This window comes from Rhodococcus sp. NPDC004095, assembly GCF_053604015.1.
In genome coordinates this window covers 19,168-44,368 of the sequence record NZ_JBSGGS010000012.1, presented here as the reverse complement: position 1 = coordinate 44,368, position 25,201 = coordinate 19,168, and the positions used below count along the sequence as shown (strand labels likewise).

Below are 25,201 nucleotides of genomic sequence, written 5' to 3'. Positions count from 1 at the left end.
GCCGGAATGTGATCTAGATTTCATGCATATTGTTATCAGGTAAATGGTCGTCGCGGGAGTGCCCATGGTGAACAGATTCGACGGTCGGGTGGCAGTGGTCACCGGCGCAGCGGGCGGCATCGGCGCTGCGGTGGTGCGGGGCCTGCATCGCGAGGGTGCGGCCGTGGTGATCGCGGACCTGCAGCACGAAGCGGGCGCCGCCCTCGCCGCCGAGCTCGGTCCCCGGGCGCTGTTCGTGCCCACCGACGTCACCGTCGAGGACGACGTCGCCGCCGCCGTCGACCTCGCGGTCACGACCTTCGGACGGCTCGACATCATGTTCAACAACGCCGGGGTGATGGGCGTCCTCGGCCCCATCGACCGCACACCGATGGCCGAGGCGGACACCACGATCGCGATCAACCTGCGTGCGGTGATCTGCGGCTGCAAGCACGCCGCGCGGGTGATGAAGGCGCAGCGGTCCGGGGTGATCATCTCGACCTCGAGCCCCGGCGGCCTGCTCGGCGGCGTCGGTCCGCACGTCTACAGCGCAGCCAAGGCCGCCGTGATCGGCCTGTCGAATTCCGTGGCGGCCGAGCTTCGTCCGTACGGGATCCGGGTCAACACCATCGTCCCCGGAGCGGTGGTGTCCCCGATGACCGCGGCCGTCGTCGCGGACGGCGACCTCGGTGGCGCCGCGACCGCACTGGACGGATCCGCACTGATGGACCGGGCGCTGGTGCCCGAGGACGTCGCCGCGGGCGTGCTCTACCTGGCCGGCGACGACGCCGCCTACGTCACCGGAGTCACGCTGCCGGTCGATGCCGGGATGACCGGGATCATCGGCGTCTCGCCCTACACCAGCGGCCGGTACGCCGATCCGGTCACCCTGCTCGAGGCCGGGCGGCGCGGCTGACGGCCGAGATCGCCGCACAGACAGTCAGAACCAACATCGAACAACGGAACGGAAGAGGTGGTCCCATGTTGACCGGCAAGCGAATCCTGGTGACCGGAGGTGCCCAGGGTATGGGCCGGGAGATCGCGGTGGAAGCGGCCCGTCAGGGCGCCGAGTTCGTCGCCGTCGCGGATCGGAACATGGACGGCGCCAAGGAGACCGTCGGGCAGGTCGAGGCACTCGGTGTCGCGGCCCTCGCCATCGAGGTGGACCTCGCCGACAGCGAGCAGGTCCGGACGATGATCGATTCCACCGTCGCCGCCGCGGGCGGCCTGGACACCTTGATCAACAACGCCGGCATCATGGAAGGCGCCTTCGCGGAGGACGCCTCGTTCGAGGGTCTGCCGGAAGATGTGTGGGACAAGGTGTTCGACATCAACGTCAAGGCGGTGTGGCTGGCCTCGAAGTTCGCCGCGCCGCACCTGCGCGCATCCGGGCGTGGGCCGTCGATCATCAACGCCGCCTCCGTCGCAGGCATGGTCGGCTATGTCAGCACCGCGTACCCGGCGAGCAAGGCGGCCGTCATCCAGCTGACCCGCACCACCGCGATCGCGCTCGCTCCGGAGGTTCGCGTCAACGCGTTCGCACCCGGCTCGATCGAGACGCCGATGAGTGCGGGCTTCCTCGCCGCGGCCGCGCCGGAGGACCGCGACGCCCGCCTGCTCGGCATGACCGGTGCGCACCTGATCCCGCGCTTCGGCACCAGCGGTGAGATCGCCAAGGTGGTCGCCTTCCTGGCCTCGGACGACGCGTCGTTCCTGACCGGCATCGTCGTCCCGGTCGACGGCGGCACCACGGCCTGGCGCGGGCACCGGTCCAAGTGATCGCCGGATCCGCTGTCCTCGCCGGGGTCGGCGAGTCGGAGTTCGGCCGGTCGGTCGACCGCCGGATCGACCGGCTGGTGATCGACGCGTGCCGCGCCGCGCTCGACGACGCCGGCCTGACCGCCGCCGACGTGGACGGGGTGATCTCGGCCGGGTCGTGGCCGGGGCCGGACGACGTCGCCGAGGCGCTCGGCATCGCGCGTGACTACACGGCCGCCCCCGGCATCCCCGCCGGGGCCGGCCCGCTCGCCGCGATCGACCTCGCCCGCACCGCCGTCGAATCGGGCCGGGCGGCAGTGGTTCTCGTGTACTACGGGTACGCGGGGTCGAAACCGGGCGGACCGTACGCCTTCCACGCCCACGACCCGGTCAAGGCCGGCCTCGAGATGCCCTTCGGCTGGTACGGGCAGCCGGTCTACTTCGCCGCGTGGGCGCAGCGGTACCTGCACACCTACGGGGTCGCTCCGGACCAGCTCGGCGCGATCGCGATCGCGAACCGCACCTGGGCGGGGCTGACCCCGGGTGCCCAGCGCAGCCGCGAGCTGACCCTGGCGGACTACCTGGACAGCCCGATGATCGCGTCCCCGTTGCGTGCCGCCGACTGCTGCCTGATCACCGACGGGGCCGGGGCGGTCGTGGTCACCACCGCCGACCGGGCCCGGGACCTGGACGTCGCCGCGGTTCGGGTGGCCGGTGCCTCGACGGTCGCGGTGGGGCCGGCCATGACCTCCTTCTTCACCCAGGCCGACGACATGTGCAGCTTCGGGTCGGCGCGGTCCGGTCCGCGGGCATTCGCCGAGGCCGGTCTGCGGCCCTCCGACATCGACGTCGCCGAGATCTACGACTGCTTCAGCATCTCGCAGGCGATCCAGCTGGAGGATCTCGGATTCTGCGGCAGGGGAGAGGCGTTCGCGTTCACCGCGGACGGGCACACCTCTCCCGGGGGGTCGCTGCCGGTCAACACCCACGGCGGCCACCTCGCCTACGCCTACATCCCGGGGATCGTGCACGTGATCGAGGCGGTGCGCCAGCTGCGAGGGCGGCGCGGCGCGGCGCAGGTACCCGGTGCCCGCACCGCGCTGGTCGCGGCACTCGCCGGTGGCGAGCACACCACCCTGATCCTGACGGAGGACCGCTGATGACCGATTCGGCGCCGGCCGGCACCGCGGTGACCGAGGCCGACCACGTCCCGCAGTTCCCGCCGCCGCGGGACCTGCCCGAGCTCGAACCGTTCTGGGACGCGGCGGCCGCCGGTGGTCTCGCCCTGCCCCGGTGCCCGGGATGCGGTCGATGGCAATGGTATCCGGCATCGGGATGCCGGTGCGGGTACCCCGACGGCCCCGAGTGGGTGCCGGTCCGCGGCACCGGCGTGATCCACACCTTCACCCGCGTCGAACGGGCCTTCCTGCCGTCCGGGTCCACCCCGCCGTACACCGTCGCGCTCGTCGACATCGACGACGCACCCGGCGTGCGGTTGGTGACGAACCTGGTCGGCCCCGGAGCGGACACGCTCCACATCGGTGACCGGGTCGAGTTGTCCCCCACGGTCTTCGACACCCACACCCTGCCCACCTTCCGACTGGTGGATTCCGACGAGAAGGAGACCCCGCGATGAAACTCTCACTCCGGTACGACATGCGGGCGCCCGCCGTCGGAGCGCCCGCCGCCGATCTCTACCGGGCCGCCGTCGAACAGGCCGCCTGGGCCGACTCGGCCGGCTTCGAGACGGTGTACATCGCCGAACACCACGGCGCCGAGGACGGCTACTGCGCCTCGCCGATGATCCTTGCCGGGGCGATGCTCGGTCGCACCCAGCGGATCGGGGTGCACTTCTCCGCGCTGGTCGCGGTCCTGCACGACCCGCTGCGACTGGCCGAGGACCTGGCGACGCTGGACCTGATCGGGCGCGGCCGGGTCGAGATGACGATGGGGATCGGGTACCGGCCCGACGAGTTCGAGATGTTCGACATCCCGATGAAGCGCCGGGTGAAGATCCTCGAGGAGATCATCGAGACGCTCGACAAGGCCTGGACCGGTGAATCTTTCGAGTTCCGAGGCCGGACCGTGCGGGTGCGGCCGACGCCGGTCACCACGCCACGGCCGCCGATCTACATCGGTGGCTCGGCGGATCCGTCCGCGGCACGCGCGGCCCGGTTGGGTGACAACTACTACCCGGCCGGGTCGGACAAGGATCGGCTGTACTCGCTCTTCGAGGCGGAGTGCGAACGGCTCGGGCGCCCCGTCCCGGCGCGGCCCTACCCGGCCGGACCGCTGTTCCTGCACGTCACCGACGACCCGGAGCGGGACTGGCAGCGACTGGCCCCGCACCTGATGTACACCACCAACATGAATGCGCAGTGGGCGAAGGAGCGGGGGACCGGGACCACCGGCTACAAGTTCGCGGAGACGGTCGAGGATCTCAAGCTGCTGCCGGAGTTCCAGGTGCTCACCCCGGACGAGTGCGTCGAGTTCGCCACTGCCCGCGGTGACCGGTCCGAGCTGATGTTCCAGCCGCTCATGGGTGGCACGCCTCCCGAGATCGGTTGGGAAAGCCTGGAACTGTTCGCATCCAAGGTGCTCCCGCGGCTGGAGTCGGACGGTCTGCGGCAGGCAGCGGTGTCCTAGGTCGCGCGATCCGGTACGACGGCAACCCGGAGCAAGGCAACCCGGAGCACGAGAACGGCGCCCCCACCCGTGTGGGGGCGCCGTTCTCGCAGGGCGCGGGCTAGGGACGGTACGGGTCCGCCCGCTGCACCGGCGGTGCCGTCTTCCAGTCCGGCAGGCCGAGTTCGGGCGTCCCGACCGGGCTCTTGCCGCCGGAGAGGTGCGTCCACTGCGCGTGACTGAGCTGATGGATCGTGAAGCAGGCGTCGAGCGCGTTGGAGAATCCCATCGCGTCCTGGCTCTGGTTCACCGACTCCTTGACCAGCAGCGCCGCCATGGTGGGCACCTGGGCGATGCGACGGGCGAACTCGAGGGTGCGCTCGCCGAGGTCGTCGGCCGGGAAGATCTTGCTCACCATGCCGAGTGCGCGGGCGTCCTCGGCGTCGAGGCAGTCGCCGGTGAGGAGGAGCTCCTTGGCCTTGCGCGGACCGAACTCCCAGGGGTGGCCGAAGTATTCGACGCCGCACATGCCGAGGCGGGTGGCGACGACGTCGGCGAACTGGGTGCCCTCTGCGGCGACGATGAGGTCGCACGCCCAGGTCAGCATCAGCGCCGCGGAGAAGACGTTGCCGTGCACCTGCGCGATGGTGATCTTGCGCAGGTTGCGCCAGCGGCGGGTGTTCTCGAAGAAGTAGTGCCACTCCTGGTGGTGCCGCGACTCGACGGCGTCCTTCGTGCCGCCGGTGCAGCCGTACGACCAGTGCTGGTCCGGTCCCGGATCCCGTTCGGCCTTGTAGTCCGGGCTGCCGAGGTCGTGTCCGGAGGAGAAGACGGGCCCGTCGCCGGCGAGGATCACCACGCGGACGGTGTCGTCGGCCTCGGCCCGCAGGAACGCCTCGGTGAGTTCGACGAGCAGCCCGCGGTTCTGCGCGTTGCGGTACTTGGGCCGGCTCAGCACGATCCGGGCGATGGTGCCCTCGTCGTGGGTCTCGTAGCGGAGGTACTTGTAGTCCACCTCGGTGGTGGGGTCGGTGCCGACTGTGCTCATGCCGGTGGTCCTTTCGGGTCAGACCGTCGCGGAGGAGGCCTGGACGAGGGTGCGTGCCTGGTCGAGAAGTGCTTGGGAGACACCGTGGAATCGCCGGCCGAGGTCGGCGTCGGCCTTGCCCGCGCAGGCGCGGGCGTGGGTGCCTTCGAGGAGGATGGCGAGCCGGTAGCAGGCGAGCACCTGGTACCAGTCGAAGCCGGACATGTCCCGGCCGCTGACGGCGCCGTAGCGGGCGATCACCTCGTCGCGGCGGGGCAGGCCGTCGAGCCGGCGGGCCAGGCCCGCGGTGCGCGGCTCGTCCGGGTTCGGCCAGCTGGCCAGCAGGTGCCCGAGGTCGAGGAGGGGGTCGCCGACCGTGGCCAGTTCCCAGTCCACCACCGCGGCCACCTCGGCTGCGTCCCTGCGGAACATCACGTTGCCGAAGTGGTAGTCGCCGTGGATGATTCCCTTCCGCCACTCGGTGGGGCGGTGATCTTCGAGCCAGGTGCCGATCTCGTCGAGGCCGTCGAGATCGGGTCCGGGCCAGCCGTCGAGTTCGTGGTAGGAGTCGAGCTGGCGGCGCCAGCGGCCGACCTGGCGGTCGATCCAGCCGTCGGCGCGGTCCACCTGGGCCTGCCCGAGGACGGCCGGGTCGAGGGCGCCGAGCGCGGCCGCGGCGTCGACCATCGACAGTCCCATCGCGTGCTGCGCCTCGGCGGAGGAGGCGTGCGGCTCGGGCACCTCGGTCGTCGCGGTGAATCCCTCGATCGCCTCCATCACGAAGAAGAAGCAGCCCATCACGTCGAGGTCCTCGCACGAGGTGACCAGGCGGGGGTGGGGCACACCGCTGTCCGCCAGTGCCTCGAGGATGCGGGCCTCCCGGCGCATGGTCTCGTCGCTGTTGCTGCGCTTGTGCAGCGGGGGCCGGCGGAAGACGTAGTCGACGCCGTCCCGGGTGAACTTGACCAGGATGTTCTGGGTGCCGCCGGTCAGGGCGACCACGTTCTCGACCGGTCCGGTGCCGACGCCGCTGTGATCCAGCCAGGCCGTCAGAGCGGTGATGTCCACCGGGTCGCGCATCGGAAGCACCTCGTGTCTCTCGTTGGTTCGTGCTGGGCGAGTGATCTGGGGCACTCGCTCACCGCACCATACACATTGCTTGCAACCATTGTCATGATTCACTTCACATTCAGGCGCATAGTTGTTATCGTTTGCGTCAGATGGCCGGCATGTTCCTGCCGCATGTGGCCCCGCACCTCGTGTGCACATCAACAATCCAAGCGTTCTCACCAGGTGGTGCAATGGGTATCGAAATGGTTCTGGACATGGCCGCATCGGTCAATCCCGACAGGCTCGCCGTCGGCCGCCGCGGCGCGGGAATGACCTACCAGCAGCTCAGCGACATCGCCTCCGGCGGTGCCGCGGTCCTGACCGAGCACGGTGCCGCGCACCTCGTGTTCGTCGGCGTGAACGGGCCGGTGCTCCCCGTCCTCACCTTCGCCGCGGCTCGGGCCGGCGTTCCCCTCGCGCCCCTGAACTATCGTCTCGCAACCGATCAGCTGCGTGACCTGGTCGCCCAGCTCGACCGCCCGTTGATCGTCACCGACCCGGCCTACCGGGACAAGCTCGACGGTGCCGCGGAGACGGTGCTCACCAGCGAGGAGTTCCTCGATCTCGCGCGCGCCGCGACCCCGGTGGACGCGGTGCCCGTCCCGGACGACGCCACTGCCATCGTCCTGTTCACCAGCGGCACGACGTCGGCTCCGAAGGGCGTGTTGCTGCGCCACCAGCACCTGCTGTCCTACCTGTTCAACACCGTCGAATTCGGTTCCGCGGGTGAGGAACAGGCGACGCTGGTCAGCACGCCGCCCTACCACGTGGCCGGCATGGGCGCGGTCCTGAGCAACATCTACGCCGGGCGCCGCATGGTGCACCTGCCCGACTTCTCCCCGCAGGCCTGGCTGGACCTGGTCCGCGAGGAGGGCATCACCAGTGCGATGGTGGTGCCGACCATGCTGGCCCGGGTCGTCGAGCACCTCGACGGCGCGCCCGCGAACACCCCGGCGCTGGGCTCGCTCGCCTACGGCGGCGCACGGATGCCGCAGCCGGTACTCGAACGCGCACTGGTCGCCTTCCCGGACACCGGATTCGTCAACGCCTACGGACTCACCGAGACCAGCTCCACCATCGCGGTGCTCGGGCCCGACGATCACCGCGACGCGCTCGCCGATCCGGCGCTGCGCGGACGGCTCGGCTCGGTCGGGCGCATCGTCCCCGGCATGGAGGCGCAGATCCGCGGCGAGAACGAGGAGATCCTCGGCGACGGCGACACCGGTCTGCTGTGGGTGCGGGGCGCCCAGGTCAGCGGCGAGTACATGGGCAAGGGCTCCGCGCTCGACGCCGACGGCTGGTTCCCCACCCGTGACCGCGCCCGCATCGAGCACGGCTACCTGTACATCGGTGGCCGTGCCGACGACACCATCATCCGCGGCGGCGAGAACATCGCCCCGGCCGAGATCGAGGACGTGCTCGTCCACCACGACGACGTCCGCGAACTGGCGGTCATCGGTGTGCCGGACGACGAGTGGGGCGAGCGCATCTGCGCCGTGATCGTGCCGGTCGGCTCCGAGCACGCCGACTCCGAGTCGATCCGCACGTGGTGCCGGGAGCGACTGCGCGGCTCGCGCACCCCCGACGAGGTGGTCTTCGTCGACGAACTGCCCAAGACCGCCACCGGCAAACTGGTCCGCCGGGACCTCGTCGCGCAGATCACCGAGCCCGCCGCAGGCTGACCGGGGAGCCTTCCCCACAACACCTTTCACCATCCGTTGGAGGATCCAATGCGTAATGCCGTCATCGTCGACGTCGTCCGATCGGCGTCCGGCCGGGGCAAGGCCGGCGGGGCGCTCTCCGAGGTGCACCCGATCGACCTGCTCGCGGAGGTGCTGCGTGGCCTGATGGCGCGCAACGAGATCGACCCGGTTCTCGTCGACGACGTCATCGGCGGCACCGTCAGCCAGGCGTCCGAGCAGGCCGGCAACATCACCCGCTCCGCGATGCTGGCGGCGGGCCTGCCCGAGTCCACCCCGGCGACCACCGTCACCCGGGCCTGCGGATCGAGCCAGCAGGCCGTCCACTTCGCCGCGCAGGGCGTGATCTCCGGCGCCTACGACGTCGTGATCGCCTGTGGTGTCGAGTCGATGAGCCGGGTGCCGATGGGCACCGCCCCGATGGGCCGGGACCTGGTCGGTGTCGGGCTCGGGCAGCGCTACCCGGAAGGCTGGATCAGCCAGGGTGTGGCCGCGGAACTGGTCGCGACGAAGTGGGGCATGACCCGGGACGACGTCGACGCCTACGCATTCGAGTCCCACCGGCGTGCCGCGTCGGCCGCCGCGGCCGGCCACTTCGACCGCGAGATCGTGCCGGTGGCCGTCCCCACCGGCGTCCACGACCGGGACGAGACGATCCGCGCCGCCACCACCCTGGAAAGCCTCGGCGGTCTGTGGGCCTCCTTCCGGTCCGACGAGTCCGAGCAGCGCTTCCCGGGGCTGGGCTGGATGATCACCCCGGGCAACTCGTCGCCGCTGACCGACGCGGCCGCCGCGACGCTGATCATGTCCGAGGAGAAGGCCGCCGAGCTCGGTCTGACCCCGCGTGCCCGGTTCGTCGACTTCACCGTCGCCGGTGACGACCCGCTGTACATGCTCACCGCACCGATCCCGGCGACGCAGAAACTGTTGGACCGCACCGGTCTGTCCATCGCCGACATCGACGTCTACGAGGTCAACGAGGCCTTCGCCTCGGTGCCGCTGGCCTGGGCCCGCGAGTTCGGTGCGGACCCGGCGCGGCTCAACCCCGCCGGCGGTGCCATCTCCCTCGGCCACGCGATCGGCGCCTCCGGTGTGCGGCTGCTCGCGACCATGGTCGGCCAGCTCGAACGCACCGGTGGCCGGTACGGCCTGCAGACGATGTGCGAGCACGGCGGCATGGCGAACGCTCTTCTCGTCGAACGTATCTGACGACCCGGCAACGTATCTCCCGACAGCAGTCAAGGAAGGCGCACTCGTGAACATCAATGGCAAGGTCACCGTCGTGACCGGAGGTGCCTCCGGTCTCGGGCTCGCGACGGCCCGTCAGCTGATCGAGCAGGGATCTAAGGTCGTCCTGCTCGACCTGCCCACGTCGAACGGCGCGGCCGTCGCCGCCGAACTGGGGGAGAACGCGATCTTCGCCCCGGCCGACATCACCTACGAGGTCGCCGTCGCGGCCGCGCTCGACGCCGCCGAGGCGTTCGGCGAGCTGCGCGCCGTCGTGAGCTGCGCGGGCACCGGCCGGTCGCTGCGCGTGGTCGGCCGCAAGGGAGTGTTCCCGCTCGACGTGTTCACGAAGGTTGTCACCATCAACCTGATCGGCACCTTCAACGTGATCCGGCTGGCCGCCGAGCGGATGTCGAAGCTCGAACTCGAAGGCGAGGAGCGCGGCGTCATCGTCACGACCGCCTCGGTCGCCGCCTACGAGGGGCAGATCGGGCAGGCCGCCTACGCGGCCTCGAAGGCCGGCGTCGCGGGCATGACCCTGCCGCTCGCCCGCGACCTGGCCTCGCTCGCGATCCGCGTCGTATCCATCGCGCCGGGACTGTTCGACACCCCGCTGCTCGGCGGCCTCGGCGACGAGGCGAAGGCCTCGCTCGGCGCACAGATCCCGCACCCGAGCCGGCTCGGCGACCCGGCCGAATTCGGTTCCCTCGCAGCACACATCGTGTCCAACCCGATGCTCAACGGTGAGGTCATCCGGCTCGACGGCGCGATCCGGATGGCGCCGCGCTGATGACCGGCCTGCCGGTGGACAGCCACGAGTGGGTCCTGCGCGCGCGTCCCACCGGGCGACCGGTCGACTCGGATGTCGAACTGGTCGTCCGGACGCTGCCCAACCCCTCGGCGGGCGAGGTGCGGGTGCGCAACCTCGTGATGTCCGTCGAGCCGTACATGCGCGGCCGGATGGGCGGGGAGTCGACCTACGCCGAGCCCTACCCGATCGGCGAACCGCTGCGCGCGCCGACAGTCGGCCGGGTCACCGAGTCCGCCGACCCGGCGGTGCCGGTCGGCGCGCTGGTCCTGCACGACTTCGGCTGGCGGGAGTACTCGTCGGTCCCCGCCGCCGAGTGCCGGCTGCTCGGGGCCGGGCGGGTCGATCCGGCCGCGTACCTCGGCGTGCTGGGCATCCCCGGGATGACCGCATGGATCGGCATCGACCGGATCGCGCGGGTGCGTGCCGGGGACGTGGTGTTCGTGTCCTCGGCGGTCGGGGCGGTCGGCTCCACCGCGGTCCAGCTCGCGAAGCTGCGCGGTGCCACCGTGATCGCCAGCGCCGGATCACCCGAGAAGGTGGCGCTGGCGCGGGAACTCGGCGCCGACGCCGCCTTCGACCATCACGACGGCCCGATCAGCGGGCAACTGCGCGGAGCGCTGGCGGAGGTGGGTGCGAGCGGTCTCGACGTCTACCTCGACAATGTCGGTGGCGAGCATCTCGAGGCGGCGATCCGGGTGATCAACGACCACGCGCGGATCGCGCTGTGCGGGATGATCAGCATCTACAACTCGGCGACGCCGCAACCCGGCCCGAGCAACCTCATCAAACTGATCTGGCGCCGGGCCCGGATGGAGGGCTTCCTGCACCGCGACCACCTTCACGCGCGGGACGAGTTCGAGGACCAGATGACCGGGTGGATCGAGTCCGGACGCGTCCGGCCGGTGCACACCGCGTTCGGCGGCGGGGTGGCCGGCGCGTGGGACGCGTTCCTCGGCATGCTGGACGGCAGCGCGACCGGCAAGGCGATTGTCCCGATCGCCGACAGTGCCGACGATTCACAGGTTCTCGGCGGGACGTACTCGCCCGACAAGGAGGTACAACGATGACGGCACCTGCACTTCCCCTGGAGGGCAAGGTCGCTCTCGTCACCGGCGGCAGCCGGGGGCTGGGCCGGGAGATGGTGCTGGCGTTCGCGAAGGCCGGTGCGGACACGATCATCGTCAGCCGCAAGATCGACAGCTGTGAGGCGCTCGCGGCCGAGGTGGCCGAGACCACCGGCCGGCGCGCGCTGCCCGTCGCCTGCCATGTCGGCGACTGGGACGCCCAGGACGCGTTGGTCGCCCGCGCCTACGAGGCGTTCGGCAAGGTCGACATCCTCGTCAACAACGCCGGGATGTCGCCGCTTTACTCGAGTCTCGAGGAGATCTCGGAGGCGCTGTTCGACAAGGTCTTCGACGTCAACCTCAAGGGCGCGTTCCGGCTGACGACGCTGGTCGCGCCGCGGATGGCCGCCGGCGAGGGCGGGTCGATCATCAACATCAGCTCGATCGCGTCGGAGCGGCCCACTCCGGGCGACCTGCCCTACGCCGCGGCGAAGGCCGGCCTGAACATCCTCACCAAGGGGTTCGCGCAGGCGTACGGACCGAACGTGCGGGTGAACGCCATCATGGCGGGGCCGTTCCTCACCGACATCAGCAAGGCGTGGGACATGGACGTGGTCGCGGAGAAGATGGCCGCGCTGCCGCTGGGCCGGGCCGGAAGCCCGGACGAGATCATCGGCGCGGCACTGTATCTCGCCGGCCCCTCGTCCACCTACACCTCCGGCGCGATCCTCCCCGTCGACGGTGGCCGCACCGCAATGCGCTGACCCCGTGAGTCCTTTCGGCCCGCCACGGGACGCCAAGGACTCACGGCTCACTCTCACGAAAGGAACCAGGACATGAGCTGGGGATTCGACACCGACCCCGAGTACCAGAAGGTGCTCGACTGGGCCGACGAGTTCGTCACCACCGAGGTCGAGCCGATCGACCAGGTCATCACCCACGCGTGGGACCTGAAGGATCCGCTGCGGCAGAAGCTGATCCCGCCGCTGCAGGACAAGGTTCGGGAGAAGGGCCTGTGGGCCACGCACCTCGGTCCCGAACTGGGCGGGCAGGGCTACGGCCAGCTGAAGCTCGCCCTGCTCAACGAGATCGTCGGCCGTACCCACTCCGGTCCGATCGTCTTCGGCGCCCAGGCGCCGGACTCGGGCAACACCGAGATCCTCGCCCATTACGGCACCCCGGAACTCAAGGAGCGGTACCTCAAGCCGCTGATCGAGAACGAGATCGTCTCCTGCTACGCGATGACGGAGCCGCAGGGCGGGTCCAACCCGGTCGAGTTCGAGACCACCGCGGTCCTCGACGGTGACGAGTGGGTGATCAACGGCGAGAAGTGGTTCGGGTCGAACGCCCGCTTCGCATCGTTCTACATCATCATGGCCGTGACCGACCCGGAGGCGGAGCCGCACCGGCGCCTCTCGCAGTTCATCGTCCCGGCCGAGACCCCGGGTGTCGAGATCGTGCGCAACACCGGGGTGTGGGGCCACGACTACGAGGTCGGCACCCACGCCTACACCCGCTGGACCGACGTACGGATCCCCAAGGACCACATCCTGGGCGGGGTCGGGCAGGGCTTCGAGGTGGCGCAGACCCGTCTCGGTGGCGGCCGCATCCACCACGCGATGCGTACGGTCGGCCTGGTCAAGCGTTCGCTCGACATGATGCTCGAGCGCGCCGTCTCCCGCACGACGCGCGGCAAGCGTCTCGGTGATCAGCAGATGGTGCAGGAGATGATCGCCGACTCGTGGCTCCAGCTCGAGCAGTTCCGGCTGCTGGTGCTGCGCACCGCGTGGCGGATCGACCAGGAGAACGACTACCGCAAGGTCATCAAGGACATCGCGGCGGTCAAGGCTGCGATGCCGAAGGTGCTCCTCGACGTGTCCTCGCGGGCGGTGCAGCTGCACGGTTCGCTCGGTGTGTCCAAGGAACTGCCCCTGGGCAAGTGGCTGTTCGAGTCCTACCACATGGGCCTCGCCGACGGCGCGACCGAGATCCACAAGGTCAGCCTCGCCCGTCAGCTGCTGCGCGACGCGACCCCGCACGAGGGGCTGTTCCCGAGCTACCACCTGCCCGCTCTCGAGGATCAGGCCCGCGCCAAGTTCGCGGCCGAGCTGAGCGCCCTGGACGGCTAGGCACGCACGAGAAGAGCCCCGGAGCGATGCTCCGGGGCCCTTCTCGTCTGCCACTCGCCCCCGCCACCCCCTGACCGAATGTGGGATTCGTTCACTTCAACTGACCGGATCCCACATTCGGTCAATGGAGGGTGGGGGGTGGGGTGGGGGTGGGGTACTTGGGAGTCAGCGGTCGCGGCTGACGACGAACGCGGTGGAGCCTGCGAGCCCGTTGGACACCGTGACCACGGAGCGGGACGCACCGGGCACCTGGCGGTCGCCCGCGCGGTCGGTCACCTGGTAGGCGGCCTCGGTCAGCTGGGTCATGCCGTGCAGGCGGCCCTCGGCGAGGCAACCACCGCCGGTGTTGATCGGCAGTGATCCGCCGAGCCGGGCGTGCCCGTCGTCGATGAAACCGGCGGCCTCACCACGGTTGACGAATCCGAGGCCCTCGAGCCACGTGTAGGTGAAGATCGAGAAGCCGTCGTAGAGCTGTGCCACGTCGATCTCCGTGCGATCGATTCCGGCTGCGGCCCAGAGACGTTCACCGGTGCGCGCGGACCCGTCGAGGATGTCCTCCAACGCCATCGGCACGCCGGTGGCGCCGACGTGGTTGCTCGCTGCGTACCCGGTGATCAGTGCCGGAGGGTTCCGCAGCTCCCGCGCCCGTTCGGTGCGGGTGAGGACGATCGCGACCGCCCCGTCGACCGGAAGGTCGCAGTCCAGCATCGTGATCGGGTCCGCGATCATCCGCGATGCCAGGTACTCGTCCTTGGTCAGCGTCTTGCCCCGGAAGAAGGCGTTCGGGTTGCGGTGTGCGTTCTCCCGGTTGTCGACGATGAAGTTGGCCAGCGATTCCCGGGTCGCGCCGGACAGGTCCAGATACCGTCGCGCCACCGTCGCCGCCCATCCGGCAGGCATGGAGAACCCGTACGGCGCGAAGAACTGGTCCTTGCCCGCGGCGTGCGTGGCCGTGTAGTTCGAGTAGCGGCCCACGGGCATGTGGAGAGCGCGGTAGAGAACGACATGGGTGCACGCGCCGGCGACGAGCGCGTTGATCGCGTCGATCGCGGCGTGCGTGACCATCGGGGTGGTGTTGCCCAGCCAGGTGATCGCGTCGCGAATGCCCAGCGCCTGCGCCAGGAATCCCGGAGTCACGACGTCGACGCCGTCCTGGTTGCCCTTCTCGCCGCCGTACACCGGCATGGTCGGCGTGGTGGCGAGGCCGTCGATGTCGCTGCGGCCGAGGCCGGCGTCGGCCAGGGCCAGGTCGGTCGCCTCGACGGTCAGGTCGGCCAGCGACCGCGGATTGCGCCGGACCAGTTCGGTGTAGCCGATCCCGGCGATCGCCACCTTGTCACGAAAGTCCCACATGGTCATCCCTCCTCGTGCGGAAGTGGGGTACGACGGTGTCCGCCGCGAGCTCCTCGAACGCCACTTCCAGTGGCATGCCGATGCGTAGCTCGGTGGGGGAGACGTCGAGCAGGTTGGTCGTGACCAGGAGACCGGGCTGCTCGTCGATTTCCGCGACGCCCACGACATAGGGGAGCGAGTCGGCGAAGCCGGGACCGGGCGAGTCGTGCATCACCGTGTACGAGTACAGCGTCGCGCGGCCGGAGACGTCGCGCCAGGTCAGGTCGTCCCCGGTGCACCGCGGGCAGAACGTGGCCGGCAGGTGCACGAAACGGTCGCACGCACCGCAGAACTGCAGTGACAGCCGGTGCTCACCGGCCGCGGCCCAGTACGGTGCCGAGGTTTCGTCGGCGAGGGGCAGGGGCTTGAGCGGCGGAATCGGTCGACTCATCCGACCTCCTCGGGGGTGCGTGCGGGTTGTCCGCAAATGTAGATAATGGTATTCATCTATTAGGCATTCTGTGACGCCGGTCTCTGTTTCGTCAAGTTGCCCACGGCGAAGGCCGGGACATGCGGTCCGTGCGAGTTCAATGCAAATCATTCGCATGAAAGCTTGACTTTGGATCTAATTCAGGCGAATGATATCCGCATCGACGGTGACGTGGATCACGACGGAAGGTGGTGCGAGATCGCCGTGCCGCACAGCGAAACCCGCCCCTGGCAGTCGGCCCGCGAGCCCGATTCCCCGCCGAGTGTCACCGCGTCCCATCCCCTCAATCCTGCGGAGTTCACATGAGCGCATCATCGAGCGCTTCGAGTACGCGGCCCAACCGGCTGCTGCTCTTCATCGAGGTCCCGGCCGTCATCGTGCTGTTCGTCATGATGCTTCACGTGACCGCCAACGCCTTGCTGCGGGCGTTCGCCTCGAGTCCGATCCAGAACACACTGGAGATCACCCAGTACATCTACCTGCCGATCATCGCGCTGCTCGGATTCATGGCCGCGCAGGCCCGGGGCGAGCACATCGTCGCGGACCTGGTGACCCACTACTTCCCGCTCCGTGTCCGGCGGTGGGTGCTTTTCGTCGGCTACGTCCTGACCGCCGTCGTGATGCTCGGATTCGCTTGGTACGGACTCGAAGATGCGTTGCACGCTCGCGAGATCGGCAAGACGGCCGGCGTGTCGACGGTCGTCTCGTGGCCGGTTCAGTTCCTCGTGCCGCTGTCCTTCGGTGTGCTCACCGTCCAGATCGGCTACGCCGCCGTGCGCGCCCTGCGCGGCTACGAGGACGAGGACGCGACCGACGCCGAGGTCGAACGCATCAACGCCGAGATCGAGGCCGAGCGCGCGCTCGAGGCCCCGGCCCTCACCACATCGGATTCGGAGAAGAAATGACCACCGCTGCCGCTCCCGCAGAGAATGCGGACCCCCGTCCGATCGAGCCACCACCAGTCGGTCCGAGCAACAAGCACACCGTTCGCTCGTGGGCGGTCTTCGGCACCCTCGTCGTGCTGCTCGTCGCATCGACGGCGGCGATCTTCATGCCGCTCAAGCCCGGAGCCATCGGGTGCGCAGCACTGGTGATGATGCTGGTGCTGCTGTTCCTGCGGGTGCCGGTTGCGCTGACGATGATCATCCCGTCCTTCGCGGGCCTCTATGCGATCCGTGGTGAGAAGACCGTCGTGACGGCGTTGTCGTCGCTGCCCTACGACCAGGTCGCCAGCTGGACCCTCAGTGTCGTGCCGATGTTCGTCCTGATGGGCCTGCTGATGTGGAAGTCGGGCCTGACCGCCAACCTCTACACGGCGGCCCGGCACTGGCTCGGCTGGATGCCCGGTGGTCTCGCGGTCGGCACCAACGTCGCCGGCGCCGGCCTCGCCGCGGTCAGCGGTTCGACCACCGGCACCGCCTATGCCCTCGGGCGCATCGGCATCCCCGAGATGCTCAAGGCCGGTTACGACCGCCGCCTCGCGATCGGCGCGGTCATCGTCGCCGGGCTTCCCGGCCAGCTGATTCCGCCGAGCATCCTGCTCGTGCTGTACGCGGGCATCGCCGAGGTCCCGGTCGGCAAGCAGCTCCTCGCCGGCATCGGCCCCGGTGTCCTTGTGGCCATCCTGTTCAGCGTCGCGATCATCCTGTTCGCGATCTTCGGCAAGGATCTGGCCGGCCCGAAGGAGAATCGCGTCGCCGCCGCCCAGGTGTCCTGGAAGGAACGCTTCGCGAGCCTTGTTGCGGCGTGGCCGGTTCCGGTGCTGATCTTCGTCATCATCGGCGGCATGTTCTCCGGGGTCTTCACCGCGACGGAGGCCGGTGCGGTCGCGGCGCTGTGCTCGGTGGGCGTGGTGTTCATCTGGAAGCGCAAGACCGGTGGTGCGCTGCGCGCGATCACGGACGGCGCCATCGGCACCGTCTCCACGGTGGGCGCGGTGTTCCTGCTGCTCATCGGTGTGGAGGCGCTGTCCCGGATGATGACCCTGACGGGCATCAGCAACGGGTTCGCCGACGTGATCACCAAGATGGATCTCGGCCGTGTCGAGTTCCTGCTGCTGATGACGCTGATTTACCTGCTCCTCGGCGCGTTCATGGAACCGCTGCCGATGATGGTGCTGACCGTCCCGATCCTGATCCCCACGCTCGAGTCGCTCGACATCTCGCTGCTGTGGTTCGGCGCCTTCACCGTCTTCATGGGTGAGCTTGCGATCCTGTCGCCGCCGGTCGGAATCCTGGCGATGGTCATCCATTCGATCGCGAAGGACCCCCAGGTCAACCTGGGTAAGAACATTCCGCTCAAGGACGTGTTCGTCGCGTCGCTGTGGTTCCTGCCGATGGCGCTCGTGGTGGTCCTGGTGCTGATCTTCTTCCCGGAGATCTCGACCTTCCTGCCCGACCGGTCGGGCGGCTAGTCGACGGGTCCACGGAAACGTTCGGCCGGAAGGGTGTTCCCTTCCGGCCGAACGTCGTTGGTTGGGCAGGCCGGCTACACCGCGAGCACGCCCGCGTTCGTGAGAGCAGCGACCTCGCCCTCGTCGAGGGACAGGACCTCGCGCAGGATGTCCGGGCCGTCCTCGCCCAGTCGGGCGGCCGGGCCGGTGTGCAGGTGGGTGCCGTCGAAGGACGCGGGCATCGCGGCGGCGAGGTAGTCGCCGATGCGTGGCTGTGCCAGCGGGGCGAAGAGTGGGTTGCTCTCGAGTGATCCGGACCGGACCACCTGCTCGAAGGTGCGGTACCGCTCGTGCAGGACCGAAGACGCGCCCAGTGCCCGCCCGACCTCGTCGGCGTGATGCGACCGGAACCACTTGGCGAACAGCGCGGTGAGGACCTCTCGATGCTCGTATCGGTCGCTCTCGCGGCCGAAGTCTGCCCCGAGTGCGGATTCGAGTGCCGCGACGGGCTTCTCGGTCCCGGTGACCGCGACCAGGTCCCGGAAGTGGCGGGGCGTCAGCGCGACGATCATGAACCGCTCGTTGTCGGCGGTGACGAAATCCGTGCCGTACGTGCCGTACACGTCGTTGCCGGTGCCGGTCCGGCCGGTGCCGTTGACCTGCACCTCGGTGAGGTACCCCAGAGCGCCCGCGGTCGCGAGGGCAACGTCCTCGAGGGGGAGCACGATCCGGGAGCCCTCCCCGGTGGCCTCGCGCCGGTGGACGGCTGCCGCGACGGCGAGGGCCGCGTGCAGCCCGGCCGCGACGTCCCATGCGGGCAGTGCGTGGTTCACCGCGCCTGCGTGATTCACGGGTCCGGTGATCTGGGGGAATCCCAGCGCGGCGTTGACGGTGTAGTCCACGCCGGGGCGGCCGTCGTGGCGGCCGAGCAGTTCGAGGGTGATGACGTCCGGGCGCAGCGCGGACAGGGTCTCGTGACTCATCCAGCGTCGACCGCCGGCATTGGTCACCAGGATCCCGCCGCCGGTGCCGGGTGCGGTCACGAGGCGTCGGACGATGTCCTGGCCCTCGGGGCTGCGCAGGTCCAGCGCCAGGGATCTCTTGCCCCGGTTGAGTCCGGTCCAGTAGATGGACTCGCCCTCGGCGGTGAGCGGCCAGCGGTCGACGTCCGCGGCGCCCCCGATCGGATCGATTCGGATGACCTCGGCGCCCAGTTGGCACAGCGTGAGGCCGCACAGTGGGGAGGCGACGAAGCTCGAGATCTCGATGATCCGGAGGCCGTCGAGGGGCCGGGTGGTCGGTGTGGTCATTGTGGTGGATCCTCCGGTCTGAATGGCTTCTGATCAGGCATTTCAGAAACAATGATAATAATTCACACCATAGTATTGACACGCAGGATTCTTGGACGCAATACTTCCACCATGGCATCCGTTTCGGCAGTAGGTCCGGAAGATTTCGCTGACATCCTGGCGCAGACCCGCGAGTTCATTCGCAAGGAAGTCGTGCCGCGTGAGCAGGAGATCGCAGACACCGACAGCATTCCCGACGACGTCCGCAAGAACGCGGCGGCGATGGGGCTGTTCGGCTACGCGATCCCGCAGGAATGGGGTGGTCTCGGGCTGGACCTGACCCAGGATGTCCAGCTGGCAATGGAATTCGGCTACACGGCCCTGTCCCTGCGGTCGATGTTCGGCACCAACAACGGCATCGCGGGGCAGGTGCTCGTGGGCTTCGGCACCGACGAGCAGAAGGCGCAGTGGCTCGAGGGCATCGCCTCCGGTGACATCGTCGCCTCGTTCGCCCTGACCGAGCCCGGCGCAGGATCCAACCCGGCCGGGCTGCGGACCAAGGCGGTCCGGGAGGGCGACGACTGGATCATCAACGGCGAGAAGCGGTTCATCACCAACGCGCCACTGGCCGATCTGTTCGTGGTGTTCGCCCGCACCCGGCCCGCCGACGAGAACGGCACCGGAATCGCCGTCTTCCTCGTGCCCGCCGACACGCCGGGTGTCGTGGTCTCGCCCAAGGACCGGAAGATGGGGCAGGAGGGCGCATGGACGGCCGACGTGCACTTCTCCGACGTCCGGGTTCCGCACGGAGCGCTGGTCGGCGGCAACGAGGACGTCGGATACCGCGCCGCGATGACCTCGCTGGCCCGCGGACGCGTCCACATCGCGGCGCTCGCGGTGGGTACGGCGCAGCGGGTGCTGGACGAGTCGGTGGCGTACGCCGCCACCGCAACCCAGGGCGGCACGCCGATCGGCGACTTCCAACTCGTGCAGGCGATGATCGCCGACATCGCGGCCGGCGTCATGGCCGGGCGCGCAATGGTGCGTGAGGTCGCCGAACGCTACGTCTCGGGTGAGGACCGACGGATCGGGCCGTCCGCCGTGAAGCTCTACTGCACCGAGATGGCGGGTCGGGCAGCCGATCTCGGCGTCCAGATCCACGGCGGTACCGGTTACATGCGGGAGGTGCCCGTCGAGCGGATCTACCGCGACGTGCGGCTGCTGCGCCTGTACGAGGGCACCAGCGAGATCCAGCGCCTGATCATCGGTGGCGGCCTGGTGAACGCCGCCAAGAAGGCCGCTGCGGGCGGGGGGCGCTGAGATGGATCCCGACGCAGTCACCGTCGACACCGACCTCCCGCTCGCGGGCATCACGGTCGTCAGCCTCGAACAGGCCGTCGCGGCCCCGATCGCCAGCCGGCACCTCGCCGATCTCGGCGCCCGGGTGATCAAGGTCGAACGCATCGGCGAGGGCGACTTCGCCCGGAACTACGACACGGCCGTGCACGGCCTCGCGTCGCACTTCGTGTGGCTCAACCGCGGCAAGGAGTCGATCTGCGTCGACCTCAAGGCCCCGGAGGGTCTCGCCGCAGTCAAGGCCCTGGTGGCAGAGGCCGACGTGTTCATCCAGAACTCCGCGCCCGGCGCCGCCGACCGGCTCGGGCTCGGTGCCGAGGACCTGCGCGCGGACCACCCGGAACTGATCGTGGTCAACATGTCCGGGTACGGCACGTCCGGCCCGTTCGTCGACCGCAAGGCCTACGACATGCTGGTCCAGGCCGAGACCGGACTGATCTCCATCACGGGCACGCCGGAGACCGCGACCAAGACCGGGATTCCCACGTCCGACATCGCGGCCGGGATGTACGCGCTCACCGCGATCCAGGCGGCACTGTTCCGCCGGGAACGGACCGGCAAGGGCGCCACCATCGACGTGGCGATGTTCGACGCGACCGTCGAATGGCTCGGCCACCCGATGTACATGCAGATGTACCAGGACGTGCAGATCAGGCGGATGGGGCTCTCGCACGCGTCCATCGCGCCCTACGACGCGTACCCGACCCGGGACGGACAGATTCTCATCGGCGTCCAGAACGACCGGGGCTGGCGCACTCTCGTCACGGACGTGTTCGAGCGCCCGGATCTCGCGGACCATCCGCGATTCGCAACGAACATCCTGCGCGTGCAGAACCGCGCCGAGGTGGACGCGCTCGTCGGCGAGCTGACCTCCGCATTCGGTACCGGGGAACTCGACGACCGACTCGCCAAGGCCGGCATCCCGGCGGCGCAGCTCGGCGACATGAAGGACCTGATCGCGCACCCGCAGCTCGAGGCGCGCGATCGCTGGCGTGACGTGCAGACCGAGGCCGGTCCGATCCGGGCCGTGCTGCCACCGATGACCTTCCGGGACGTCGAGATGCGCATGGGCGCGGTCCCGGCGCTGGGGGAGCAGACCGACCTCGTGCTCGCCGAACTCGGGCTGAGCACCGAGCAGGTGGCCGCACTGCGGACCGCCGGAATCGTCCAGTAGTTCGGACCCGGTCGCCGGGTCGGACAGACACGAATGTGGAGCGGGTAATGGGCTTGTTGGAAGGAAAGGTCGCCGTCGTCACGGGGGCCGCGCAGGGTATCGGTCTGGAGATCGCGCGGACCTTCATCGCCGAGGGCGCGAAGGTCGTCATCGCCGACATCAACGACGAGGCGGGCGCGAAGGCGGAGGCCGAGCTCGGCGGCGCCGAGGTGGCGCGCTTCGTCCGATGCGATGTCCGTGACGGCGCTGCGGTGGAGGCCGTGATCGACACAGCCGAGAGCGCCTTCGGGCCGCTCGGGGTGTTCGTCAACAACGCGGGCATGACGCGGGACGCGACCATGCGCAAGATGACCGAGCAGGACTTCGACGACATCATCGCGGTCCATCTCAAGGGTGCCTGGAACGGCACCCGGGCGGCCTCGAACCGGATGCGCGAGTACGGCGCGGGCGCGATCGTCAACATCTCCTCGCTGTCCGGAAAGGTCGGGCTGGTCGGGCAGACGAACTACTCGGCCGCCAAGGCCGGCATCGTGGGTCTGACGAAGGCCGCCGCGAAAGAGGTCGCGTTCAAGAACGTCCGTGTCAACGCGGTGCAGCCCGGCCTGGTCCGGACTCCGATGACCGAGGCCATGCCCGAACGCATCTGGGAACAGAAGATGGCGGAGATCCCGCTCGGCCGCGCGGGTGAGCCCAGCGAGATCGCCTCGGTGGTGTTGTTCCTGGCCAGCGACATGTCGAGTTACATGACGGGCACCGTGCTCGAGGTGACCGGCGGCCGTCTCATGTGACGGTCGCAGTGTCCCGAGGCGGCGTCGTCCACACCGGTCGGACCCCTTGCCTCAATCCATGACTATCATTATAGTGAACTAGGTAACGTTCGCGCCGGACGTGAGAGGTGGACCACACCTGGTCGGCCCGGTGCACCCAACGGCAAAGGAGCGGACATGTCCGACACCACCCCCGGCACGGAGGCCACCAACGGAAGCCGGCTGCGCTGCAACGAGTGCGGTTCCGAAGCGATCGTCACGACGGCAGGCGGCTCCGCGCTGACCTGCTGCGGCGCGGCCCTCGAGGTCACCTTCGCCGGCAGCTGACCGCCCACGGTCGGCCCTGGTCTGTCACCACATCGAGGAGAATCCACATGAACGAGATCGGCAAGCGCTACACGTGCGCAACGTGTGAGACCCAGGTCATCTGCGTCAAGAAGGGTGCGGGCACCTTCACCTGCCACGGAGCGCCGATGGAACTGCTCACCGCCAAGCCCCTGCCGTCGTCCGACTGAGTAGGGCATCAACCAAAATCTATGTGCCGCAATGCCGTCCGACACGTGACGGTCGCTGTGGCCGTCGCGTAACAGAAGGAGTGCTCAGATGGCTGGTTCACTCGACGGACTCGTCGTGATCGATGCGAGCTGGGGTATGCCGGCAGCCATCTCGACGATGATGCTGGCCGACTACGGCGCCCGCGTCGTCAAGCTCGAACGTCCCGGTGGCGCGATCGACGCGGACACGGCGGTGCGTAAGTCCACCGACCGCGGAAAGTGGAGTGTCGAGGCCGATCTGGGCACCGCCGAGGGTCGTGCGATCGCCGAGCAACTCCTCGCCGGTGCGGACGTCTTCGTCGAATCCTTCGGCGCCGGCAAGGCGGACGCCCTCGGGCTCGGCTACGACCGGCTGCACGAGATGTTCCCCGAGTTGGTGTACTGCTCGGTCACCGGATACGGCAACACGGGCCCGCTCGCGTCCCGCCCCGGCTACGAGGCACTGCTCAACGCCCGGCTCGGCCAGATGGCCGAGCAGCGTGGCCACCGCGACGGCCCGATCTTCATGGGGCACCCGACCGTCTCGTACGGCACCGCGTTCATCACCACGATCGGAATCCTTGCCGCCCTGCGGGCGCGGAAGATCAACGGGGCCGGGCAGAAGGTCGACACCTCCCTGCTCGACGGCATGCTGGCGATCTCGTCGATGAACTGGTGGTGGAACGAGAAGGACATCTCCTACCTGGCGCGCAGCGGCACCCAGACCGGATTCGGCAACAAACGACTGATCACCGATCCCTTCCAGTGCGCGGACGGCAAGTGGCTGATTCCGCACACCGGCGGCCCCGGCTCGTACAAGCGGATGATGGACATCCTCGGCTTCGGTGAGCAGACCCAGACGATCGACGGCCCCGAGATGGCGGTGCCGCTCGACGAGGTCGAACTCGACATCGCCCGGAACAAGGTCCCCGAGGCCTTCCGGTCCCGGCCCCGCGACGAATGGCTGGAGCTGTTCCACGCCGCGGACATCGCCGCGCTGCCGGTGCTGCATCCCGAGGAGACGTTCGAGGACGATCAGGTGAAGTTCGCCGAGGTCGCCATCGAACTCCCGGACGCCGATCACGGCACCCTCCGCCAGGTCGGTCCGGTGATCCGTTTCGAGAAGTCGTCACCCGCGACCCCCGCGCCGGCTCCCCGCATCGGTGAACACAACGAGCGGATCGGCGAGGTGGCCCGCTCCGCGGTGTGGGCGCCGGCCGCCCCCGGTGGATCGGTGACGGCTCCGTTGCAGGGAGTGAAGATCGTCGACTTCAGTTCCTACTTCGCAACGGGTTTCGGTGCCCGGCTGCTGTCCGACCTCGGTGCGGACGTGGTGAAGGTGGAGCCGCTCGTCGGCGACCAGATGCGGCCCCTCGGCGACCTGTTCGAGGGCGCCAACCGAGGCAAGCGGAACATCGCGCTCGACATGCGGACCCCCGAAGGCCAGGAGATCGCGCACCGGCTGGTCGCGGAGGCCGACGTCGTGATGCAGAACTACCGCCCCGGCAAGGCCGAGAAGATCGGCCTCGGTTACGAGCAGCTCAAGGCCATCAACCCGGACCTGATCTACGCCTACCTGCCGGGGTTCGGCTCCGCCGGGCCGAAGTCGACGCTCAAGTCGTTCGCTCCGCTGGTGTCGGGACTGGTCGGCCTGAACTTCGAGGGGGCAGGCAAGGGCAACGCCCCCATCCGTCGTGTCATCGGCAACGAGGACCTCTACAACGGATTCCTCGGCGCCGTCACCGTCCTGCTGGCGCTGCACCACCGACTGAACACCGGTACGGCACAGTACGTCGAGAGCCCGCAGCTGCATTCGAGCCTGTTCGTGATCAGCGAGCACTCGGCCACGCTCGACGGCACCGCGGTGCCCGCACACCAGCTCGACTCGGAGCAGATGGGGCTCTCGCCCCTCTACCGCCTGTACTGCACGTCCGACGGCTGGATCGCCATCGCGGTGTTCGGCGACGCGGCCTTCGGGCGCCTGGTCTCGGCCCTCGGCCTGACCGATCTCGCGGCCGACAGCCGCTTCGTGACCACCGCGGGACGGACGGCGAACGCCGATGCGCTCGCCGGTCTCCTCGCGGCCCGATTCGCCGAACTCGACAGCTCCGACGCATTCAAACTGCTCGACGACAACCGTGTCCCGGCGGAGATCCCGCTCGACTACCCGATCATGCCGGAACTGCTGTGGGAGGAGTGGGCGCTCGAGTCGCAGCGCGTCGTCGAACACCACCATCCCGAGTACGGCTGGTCGCGCGAGGTCGGCATGGTGATCCATCTGTCCGACACCCCGGGGAGCTTCAAGGGTGGCAGTCCTCGGCTCGGTCAGCACTCGGCCGAGATCCTCGAGGGACTGGGCTACAGCACCGACGAGGTCGCCGCACTGATGGCGACCGTGTGCAAGCTGCCCACGGTCGCAGCAAAGGAATCGTAGAACC

24 protein-coding genes are annotated in these 25,201 nt (G+C 69.1%); 19 read left to right on the top strand and 5 right to left on the bottom strand.

Annotated elements, in window-relative coordinates:
• Window positions 1–64 precede the first annotated feature (64 nt).
• The 5 genes from ACWEPG_RS22075 to ACWEPG_RS22055 all read left to right on the top strand — a co-directional run bounded on the left by ACWEPG_RS22075 (window position 65) and on the right by ACWEPG_RS22055 (window position 4,383).
• Window positions 65–895, top strand: coding sequence for an SDR family oxidoreductase (locus tag ACWEPG_RS22075; protein ID WP_452595321.1), 831 nt, complete (start codon window positions 65–67; stop codon window positions 893–895).
• A 65-nt stretch (window positions 896–960) separates the two neighbouring features.
• Complete coding sequence (locus ACWEPG_RS22070; RefSeq protein ID WP_452595320.1) at window positions 961–1,758, top strand: SDR family NAD(P)-dependent oxidoreductase; 798 nt, start codon at window positions 961–963, stop codon at window positions 1,756–1,758.
• Window positions 1,755–2,897 (top strand): thiolase family protein, encoded by a 1,143-nt coding sequence (locus ACWEPG_RS22065; protein WP_452595319.1) that lies wholly within the window; start codon window positions 1,755–1,757, stop codon window positions 2,895–2,897. The genes ACWEPG_RS22070 and ACWEPG_RS22065 overlap by 4 nt, the downstream gene beginning before the upstream one ends.
• Window positions 2,897–3,373, top strand: coding sequence for a Zn-ribbon domain-containing OB-fold protein (locus ACWEPG_RS22060; protein WP_452595318.1), 477 nt, complete (start codon window positions 2,897–2,899; stop codon window positions 3,371–3,373). Before ACWEPG_RS22065 ends, ACWEPG_RS22060 begins: the two co-directional genes overlap by 1 nt.
• Window positions 3,370–4,383 carry an LLM class flavin-dependent oxidoreductase gene (locus ACWEPG_RS22055; protein ID WP_452595317.1) on the top strand — a complete coding sequence of 338 codons (1,014 nt, stop codon included), beginning with the start codon at window positions 3,370–3,372 and terminating at the stop codon, window positions 4,381–4,383. Before ACWEPG_RS22060 ends, ACWEPG_RS22055 begins: the two co-directional genes overlap by 4 nt.
• Window positions 4,384–4,483: 100 nt before the next feature.
• Here the strand turns inward: ACWEPG_RS22055 and ACWEPG_RS22050 are convergent, their stop codons facing one another.
• Together ACWEPG_RS22050 and ACWEPG_RS22045 are read right to left on the bottom strand one after the other, a co-directional pair.
• Window positions 4,484–5,410 carry an enoyl-CoA hydratase gene (locus ACWEPG_RS22050; RefSeq protein WP_450116772.1) on the bottom strand — a complete coding sequence of 309 codons (927 nt, stop codon included), beginning with the start codon at window positions 5,408–5,410 and terminating at the stop codon, window positions 4,484–4,486.
• An 18-nt stretch (window positions 5,411–5,428) separates the two neighbouring features.
• Window positions 5,429–6,469, bottom strand: coding sequence for a phosphotransferase family protein (locus ACWEPG_RS22045; RefSeq protein ID WP_450116773.1), 1,041 nt, complete (start codon window positions 6,467–6,469; stop codon window positions 5,429–5,431).
• Between the two features lie 221 nt (window positions 6,470–6,690).
• On the opposite strand from ACWEPG_RS22045, the gene ACWEPG_RS22040 reads away from it, so the two are divergent.
• The 6 genes from ACWEPG_RS22040 (at window position 6,691) to ACWEPG_RS22015 (ending at window position 13,430) form a co-directional block, all read left to right on the top strand.
• Window positions 6,691–8,181, top strand: a complete 1,491-nt coding sequence (locus ACWEPG_RS22040; RefSeq protein ID WP_452595316.1) for an AMP-binding protein — start codon at window positions 6,691–6,693, stop codon at window positions 8,179–8,181.
• Between the two features lie 48 nt (window positions 8,182–8,229).
• Entirely contained in the window at window positions 8,230–9,408 is a 1,179-nt protein-coding gene (locus tag ACWEPG_RS22035) for a thiolase family protein (protein ID WP_452595315.1), read from the top strand.
• Window positions 9,409–9,454: 46 nt separating this feature from the next.
• Complete coding sequence (locus ACWEPG_RS22030) at window positions 9,455–10,216, top strand: SDR family NAD(P)-dependent oxidoreductase (protein ID WP_452595314.1); 762 nt, start codon at window positions 9,455–9,457, stop codon at window positions 10,214–10,216.
• The gene (locus tag ACWEPG_RS22025; protein WP_452595313.1) at window positions 10,216–11,304 is read left to right on the top strand and encodes an NADP-dependent oxidoreductase; all 1,089 of its coding nucleotides are present in this window, start codon (window positions 10,216–10,218) and stop codon (window positions 11,302–11,304) included. Before ACWEPG_RS22030 ends, ACWEPG_RS22025 begins: the two co-directional genes overlap by 1 nt.
• Window positions 11,301–12,065, top strand: coding sequence for an SDR family NAD(P)-dependent oxidoreductase (locus ACWEPG_RS22020; RefSeq protein ID WP_452595312.1), 765 nt, complete (start codon window positions 11,301–11,303; stop codon window positions 12,063–12,065). Before ACWEPG_RS22025 ends, ACWEPG_RS22020 begins: the two co-directional genes overlap by 4 nt.
• Before the next feature lie 72 nt (window positions 12,066–12,137).
• On the top strand, window positions 12,138–13,430 hold the full coding sequence (locus ACWEPG_RS22015) for an acyl-CoA dehydrogenase family protein (protein ID WP_452595311.1): 1,293 nt from the start codon (window positions 12,138–12,140) through the stop codon (window positions 13,428–13,430).
• A gap of 165 nt (window positions 13,431–13,595) precedes the next feature.
• Here the strand turns inward: ACWEPG_RS22015 and ACWEPG_RS22010 are convergent, their stop codons facing one another.
• Together ACWEPG_RS22010 and ACWEPG_RS22005 are read right to left on the bottom strand one after the other, a co-directional pair.
• Entirely contained in the window at window positions 13,596–14,783 is a 1,188-nt protein-coding gene (locus tag ACWEPG_RS22010; RefSeq protein WP_452595310.1) for a thiolase C-terminal domain-containing protein, read from the bottom strand.
• Entirely contained in the window at window positions 14,767–15,213 is a 447-nt protein-coding gene (locus ACWEPG_RS22005; protein ID WP_452595309.1) for a Zn-ribbon domain-containing OB-fold protein, read from the bottom strand. The genes ACWEPG_RS22010 and ACWEPG_RS22005 overlap by 17 nt, the downstream gene beginning before the upstream one ends.
• Before the next feature lie 341 nt (window positions 15,214–15,554).
• Between ACWEPG_RS22005 and ACWEPG_RS22000 the strand changes: the two genes are divergently transcribed.
• Together ACWEPG_RS22000 and ACWEPG_RS21995 are read left to right on the top strand one after the other, a co-directional pair.
• A complete protein-coding gene (locus tag ACWEPG_RS22000) occupies window positions 15,555–16,157 on the top strand; it encodes a TRAP transporter small permease (RefSeq protein WP_450136415.1) in 603 nt (200 codons plus the stop codon).
• The gene (locus ACWEPG_RS21995; protein WP_450116783.1) at window positions 16,154–17,665 is read left to right on the top strand and encodes a TRAP transporter large permease; all 1,512 of its coding nucleotides are present in this window, start codon (window positions 16,154–16,156) and stop codon (window positions 17,663–17,665) included. The genes ACWEPG_RS22000 and ACWEPG_RS21995 overlap by 4 nt, the downstream gene beginning before the upstream one ends.
• A gap of 74 nt (window positions 17,666–17,739) precedes the next feature.
• Here the strand turns inward: ACWEPG_RS21995 and ACWEPG_RS21990 are convergent, their stop codons facing one another.
• A complete protein-coding gene (locus ACWEPG_RS21990) occupies window positions 17,740–18,954 on the bottom strand; it encodes a CoA transferase (RefSeq protein ID WP_450116784.1) in 1,215 nt (404 codons plus the stop codon).
• Window positions 18,955–19,065: 111 nt separating this feature from the next.
• On the opposite strand from ACWEPG_RS21990, the gene ACWEPG_RS21985 reads away from it, so the two are divergent.
• The 6 genes from ACWEPG_RS21985 (at window position 19,066) to ACWEPG_RS21960 (ending at window position 25,197) form a co-directional block, all read left to right on the top strand.
• Entirely contained in the window at window positions 19,066–20,253 is a 1,188-nt protein-coding gene (locus ACWEPG_RS21985; RefSeq protein WP_450136413.1) for an acyl-CoA dehydrogenase family protein, read from the top strand.
• Between the two features lies 1 nt (window position 20,254).
• Window positions 20,255–21,463, top strand: a complete 1,209-nt coding sequence (locus ACWEPG_RS21980) for a CaiB/BaiF CoA transferase family protein (protein WP_450116786.1) — start codon at window positions 20,255–20,257, stop codon at window positions 21,461–21,463.
• Window positions 21,464–21,510: 47 nt separating this feature from the next.
• Entirely contained in the window at window positions 21,511–22,251 is a 741-nt protein-coding gene (gene fabG, locus ACWEPG_RS21975) for a 3-oxoacyl-ACP reductase FabG (protein WP_452595308.1), read from the top strand.
• 156 nt (window positions 22,252–22,407) lie between these two features.
• The gene (locus tag ACWEPG_RS21970) at window positions 22,408–22,557 is read left to right on the top strand and encodes a hypothetical protein (protein WP_450116788.1); all 150 of its coding nucleotides are present in this window, start codon (window positions 22,408–22,410) and stop codon (window positions 22,555–22,557) included.
• A gap of 47 nt (window positions 22,558–22,604) precedes the next feature.
• Entirely contained in the window at window positions 22,605–22,745 is a 141-nt protein-coding gene (locus ACWEPG_RS21965) for a hypothetical protein (protein WP_450116789.1), read from the top strand.
• Window positions 22,746–22,833: 88 nt separating this feature from the next.
• A complete protein-coding gene (locus ACWEPG_RS21960) occupies window positions 22,834–25,197 on the top strand; it encodes a CaiB/BaiF CoA transferase family protein (RefSeq protein ID WP_452595307.1) in 2,364 nt (787 codons plus the stop codon).
• Window positions 25,198–25,201 lie beyond the last annotated feature (4 nt).